The sequence below is a fragment of the Nocardiopsis sp. TNDT3 genome, from assembly GCF_003427465.1.
Classification (GTDB): Bacteria; Actinomycetota; Actinomycetes; order Streptosporangiales; family Streptosporangiaceae; genus Nocardiopsis; species Nocardiopsis dassonvillei.
Window position 1 is genome coordinate 1 of sequence record NZ_QPFC01000040.1, and the last position, 5,093, is coordinate 5,093.

Annotated in this window: 5 protein-coding genes; all 5 read right to left on the bottom strand. The window is 72.0% G+C overall.

The window, feature by feature from the left end; genetic code table 11:
* Positions 1–246: 246 nt before the first annotated feature.
* Positions 247–2,208 carry an AAA family ATPase gene (locus tag DQW06_RS01050; protein WP_232832930.1) on the bottom strand — a complete coding sequence of 654 codons (1,962 nt, stop codon included), beginning with the start codon at positions 2,206–2,208 and terminating at the stop codon, positions 247–249.
* Positions 2,209–2,299: 91 nt separating this feature from the next.
* Positions 2,300–3,175: a DivIVA domain-containing protein gene (locus DQW06_RS01055; RefSeq protein ID WP_013151956.1), complete on the bottom strand. Its 876-nt coding sequence runs from the start codon at positions 3,173–3,175 to the stop codon at positions 2,300–2,302.
* A gap of 134 nt (positions 3,176–3,309) precedes the next feature.
* Positions 3,310–3,597, bottom strand: a complete 288-nt coding sequence (locus DQW06_RS01060; RefSeq protein WP_013151955.1) for a YggT family protein — start codon at positions 3,595–3,597, stop codon at positions 3,310–3,312.
* Between the two features lie 39 nt (positions 3,598–3,636).
* Positions 3,637–4,155, bottom strand: coding sequence for a cell division protein SepF (locus DQW06_RS01065; protein WP_013151954.1), 519 nt, complete (start codon positions 4,153–4,155; stop codon positions 3,637–3,639).
* Between the two features lie 127 nt (positions 4,156–4,282).
* The gene (locus tag DQW06_RS01070; protein ID WP_013151953.1) at positions 4,283–5,011 is read right to left on the bottom strand and encodes a YggS family pyridoxal phosphate-dependent enzyme; all 729 of its coding nucleotides are present in this window, start codon (positions 5,009–5,011) and stop codon (positions 4,283–4,285) included.
* Between the last annotated feature and the right edge of the window lie 82 nt (positions 5,012–5,093).

Sequence of the window (5,093 nt, forward strand, 5' to 3'; positions counted from 1 at the left end):
ACGGGCCGGGCCGCTTTCCGTTCCACGGCGGCGGGGGCGCGGGCCGCGGTGACCGCCGGGCGTCCGGATGGTCGAGCCGCGCACACGACACCGTTCGGCACCGCTGGGGGCCGGTCCGCCGCTGAGGTCCGTGGTCGCCCTCCCCGGCCCTGGGAGGGCGTTCAGCGCGCGGGGGCGACGCACCGTTGTGATCCGGCCGTCAACGCGCGAGGGCGCCGCTCCTCCGAGCGGCGCCCTCGCCGGGTCTCAGCGCTTGGTGTCGGAGGCGTCGTCGTGGGGGGCGCGGTCGGCGGTGTCCCGCGCCCCGTCCTCGTCCGGACCGTCCTCGGCACCGTCGGCGGGGCGTTCCGCACGGGCGGCGGAGTCGGCCTCCCCGGTGTCCCCGTGGTCGGGCTCGGCTGCGGCCGGGACGTCTCCGGCCCGCGCACCGTCCTCATCCTCGTCCCCGCCGCTGGGGACGCGGTAGGAGAAGGCGCCGCTGCTGGCGTCCCGCCCGTCACCGGAGTCCCCGTCCGCGGCGCGCTCGTCGGCCTCGTCGTCGGCCCGGGCGCCGTCCCCGGTGCTGTCCGCCACCTCGTCGGTCCCGGCGTCATCGGGGTCGCCGTCGGGGGCTCGCTCCTCCTCCGGCTCGGAGTCCGCGGAGATCACCGGGAGGACGGCCGTCTCCGAGCCGGGAGCGTGTCCGTCCTCCGGCTCCCCGGAGACCACCGGGAGGACAGCCGTCTCCGGGCCGCCCCCGTCCGCCCCGGGCTCACTCGGGGCCTGCTCCGTGGCGTGCGCCTCCAGGGCGTCCTCCCGGTCGGCGGCGGGCTCGGAGTCCTCGTCCGCTTCCTCCGGACGCTCCGCGGCGCGCGCCTCCGCGGTGTCCCGGGCGTCCTCGTGGTCAGCGGCGGGCACGGACGCCTCGTCGGGCTCAGGGGTCCCGGCGGCGGCCGTGTCCTCGCCGGGCTCCCCCGCGTCACTCCTCTCGGGGGCGTCCGCGGAGGGCGCGTCGTCGATGTCCTCCTCCACCGCGTCCCGCGCGGCCCGGGAGCCGTCACCGGGCGAGGAGGCGTCCTCGGCGGAGGAGGCTCCGGGAACGTCGTAGGCGAAGGCCCCGCTCTCCTCCTCGTCGGGCCGGTCCCCGTCGTCGCCGTCCTCCGCGAAGGCGTCCTCCTCGACGGCTCCCTCAGCGGCCGACCGTCCGGGGATGTCGTAGGCGAACGGGGCCCTGTCCGAGGTGCCGGTCCCCTGAGTGCCGTCCCCGTCGCTGTCCCGGTCCCCGTCCCCGGGGACGTCGCGGGCGGAGGGGGCCGCGTCCCGGTCTGCGCTCCCGGAGTCGTCGTCCCCGTTCCCGGGGAAGTTCTCCTCCACGGCCTGCGCCGGACGGGGGATGCTGTAGGCGAAGGGCTCCTCGGAGGTGAACGCGGAGCCGCCCCGCTCCCGACCGCCGTGCTCGTCGGGGGCGTCCGTGAAGGGCGCGTCGTCGATGTCCTCCCCGACCGCGTCCTCCCCGAACGGGGGGCGGTCCTCGGCGGAGGGGCCGTCATCGGCCGGGGGCGTGCGGCCGGGAATGTCATAGGTGAAGGCTGGGCCGGAGGCGGCGGTGCGCTCGCCGGTCCCGTCCCCCGTGTCGGGTCCGTCCTCGGCGGTGGTACCGCTCGGCTCGTCCCACTCCGCCCTCGCGGCGGTGTCGGCGGCGTCGGCTCCGCTCTCCCAGGGCGCCGGGGCGCGGAGCGGCCGCTCCTCCTCGGAGGACGCCCAGGAGGGGGTCGGTCCGGCGTGGGGAGCGGAGGGGGCGGCGTCGTGCGCCGCCGTATCCGGTTCCGGCCAGTCGTGGGCCGTGGGGGTCTGCCAGCGGGGGACGTCGTACTCGGGTTCTCCGTGACCGGCGTCCTCCGCGACCGGAGTCGGCCAGGCGGGCCGCTCCGGGACACGGGGCTCCCGCACCGGCTCGGAGGCCGGTGCGGGTACGCGCCCGGGGTTCTCCGACTCCACGTGTGCGATGGGCACCGCCGATGCCGCGGTGGCGGCCATGACGGGGACGGACGCCTTCCCCAAACCGTCCGTCCGATCCGGTCTGCCCCCGCCGCCGGACCTTCCCTGGAGCAGCGCCCCCAGTAGGAGGAGAACGCTGACGCCCGCCAGTCCCAGTGCCACATACACCAGGACGGTCTCGGCGAACACCAGGGCGGCCACGATGACGGCGATGGCCGTCAGCACCGCCACGGTTGCGAGGATGCTAAGGATCACGGGTCGACCAGGACCTTTACACGTGTTGTGCCGGAGTCTTCAGTTGTTCGAGCGGATGCCGCGGTGATCAGCGGCGCTCGTGCGGCTCGCCCGGGTGGAACCCGCCGTGCTGGGCCGGCTCGGGCTGCCCGAACGGGTTGCCCGTGGGGCCGTGCTGGAGCGAGGGCGTTGCGCCGGTCTGCGGAGCCATGGTCTGGAAGCCGCCCGTGGTGTTCGGGTTGTTCAGCTCCTGGGCCTTCTCCTCCTCGCTCTTGAGCTCGCGCAGCTGGCGCTCGAAGTAGTCCTTGAGGCGGCTGCGGTACTCACGCTCGAAGTCCTTGAGCACGTTGACCTTGTGCTCCAGCTCCTCGCGCTGCTGGACGAGGCTGCCCATGACCTGGCGGTGGCGCTCCTGCGCGTCGCGGTCGAGGTTCTCGGAACGGGCGCGGGCCTCACCGATGATCTGGTCGGCCTGGCGGCGGGCCTTGCCGAGGATGTCCTCGGACTCGTGGCGGGCGCGGCCGAGGGTCTCGTCGGCCTCGCGGCGGGCGTCGGAGATCGCCTGGTCGGCGGTCTGCTGCGCGAGGGCCAGAACACGGGCGGCCGTGTCCATGTTCTCCTCGCCGCCCATGCCCATGCCGGGACCGGCCATCTGCATCTGCTGCTGGACCGGGGGCTGGGGCTCGACGGCCTGCGGAGGCTGCACCGGCTCGGGGCGCATCTGCTCGTGCTGCGGCTCGGGCGCCTGGTCCTGCTGCTGGAAGTCCTGCATGCCGGCGTTGGGCACCTTGCCCCGCAGGCACTCGGCCAGCTTGCCGCGCAGTTCCTCGTTCTCCTGGATCAGGCGGTCGAGCTCGGACTCGACCTCGTCGAGGAAGGCGTCGACCTCTTCTTCGTCGTATCCCGGTCGGAGCCGGGTGGTACTGAACTGCTTGTTCCGCACATCGGCGGGTGTCAGCGGCATGTTCGTCTCCTTGGCGCGCTTGGAGTCTGTCCGTAGGGACGCTACATGATCGTGACCTTACGGCAATCCAGATCATGACCAAGACCACATAGCGGAATCCGGGGCGGTTCCTTCCGCCTACGTCTACTCTCCTGCTAGGCGAAGCTCCCGAGCAGTGCGATCAAGATGTAGACGCCGAAGAAGAGCACCAGGACGCTCAGGTCGAGCGCGATGCTCCCCAGGCGTACGGGCTTGATGAACCGACGCAGGAACCTCAGTGGCGGGTCGGTGATCGTGTACACGATCTCAGCGATCACGAGCACGAACCCCGTGGGGCGCCACGATCTGGAGAAGGACTGCACCATCTCCAGGATCACCCTGGCCAGCAGCACGAAGACAAACAGCTGCAGGATGATGATCAGCACGGACAGGACGGTACTCACGGTCGTTCCTCGACCCAATCTCTGGACAAATGTGACGTTCTAGCTCTGATTGAAGAACCCTCGCTCGGCGATCCGCGCCTTGTCCTCGGCGGTCACCTCGACGTTGGCCGGGGACAGCAGGAACACCTTGTTGGTGACGCGTTCGATACTGCCATGCAGACCGAAGATCAGACCAGCCGCGAAGTCGACCAGACGCTTGGCGTCGCTGTCGACCATCTCGGTCAGGTTCATGATCACCGGTGTACCCTCTCGGAAGTGCTCTCCGATGGTACGCGCCTCGTTGTAGGTACGCGGATGGAGCGTGGTGATCCGCGCGAGGTCGGCGGTGGAGGCGGTCGCGGTCGTGCCACCGCGACCTGAGCCCAGGTAACCGCCGGTGTCCATCACGTCGCCTCGCGCTTCCTCGCCGGGCGGGGCGTCAGCGTCGCGTTCACGCTGCTCCTCCACCCCCTCGTCGAAATCGTCGAACTCATCATATTCGTCCGCATAGCGGTGATCGTAACGGTCGTCCTCCACGAGGCCGAGGTAGACCGCCATCTTGCGCATCGCGCCGGCCATCTCATGTCCTCCGTCGTCCCCGCGGCCTTCACCGCAGCCGACTCCTTCGCACTGTCCCGTCCGCTCTCGGGGAGAGCGTCCATTCGGGCGAACTCCACAGACGGGTTCCAAGGTCTATGTGGGGACATTACCCCACGATCGGTCCCCGGTTGCCGAGCAACGCCGTACCGAGTCGCAGGTGTGTCGCGCCTCGCTCGACCGCCGCCTCCAGGTCCCCGCTCATGCCCGCGGACACCACCGTCGCCCGAGGATAGCGATCGCGGATGCGGGCCGCGACCTCCTGTAGACGCGCGAAGGCGGCCGAGGGATCGCCCTCGCGGGGGGCGACCGCCATGACCCCGCCCAGCACGAGCGCCTCGTGCTCCTCGATCCGCGCCGCGAGTTCGAGCGCGTCCCCGGGGTCGACGCCCCCGCGCGGACCGATCACCCCGGCCCTCGAGTCCTCGTCGAGGTTGATCTGGACGAGGCAGGTCAGGCTCCGTCCGGCCGCGGCGGCGCGCTCGCCCAGTGCCCGGGCCAGCCTGGCGCGGTCCACCGAGTGCACGACGTCGGCGTAGGAGGCCACCGACCGCGCCTTGTTGGTCTGCAACTGGCCCACGAAGTGCCAGGTCAGGCCGAGGTCGGCGGTCTCGGCGGCCTTGGGCGCCGCCTCCTGGTCGCGGTTCTCGCCCACGTCGGTCACCCCGAGTGAGGCGAGAATCCGCACATCGGAGGCCGGGTGTGTCTTGGTGACGGCGACCAGCGACACCTCGTCCGGGCTGCGGCCGGCCTTGGCGCAGGCCGCCTCGATCCTGGCCCGCGCGGCGGCGAGGTTGGCGCGGACCTGCTCGACGCGAGCCGGGTCTGCGTGTGTCACGGTGCTCCTTCTTTCCCTGGGACGGATCCCACTCGCTGTCCTTCCTACACCCCCCTCGCCCCGCGTGCCCCGAACCCCGGGG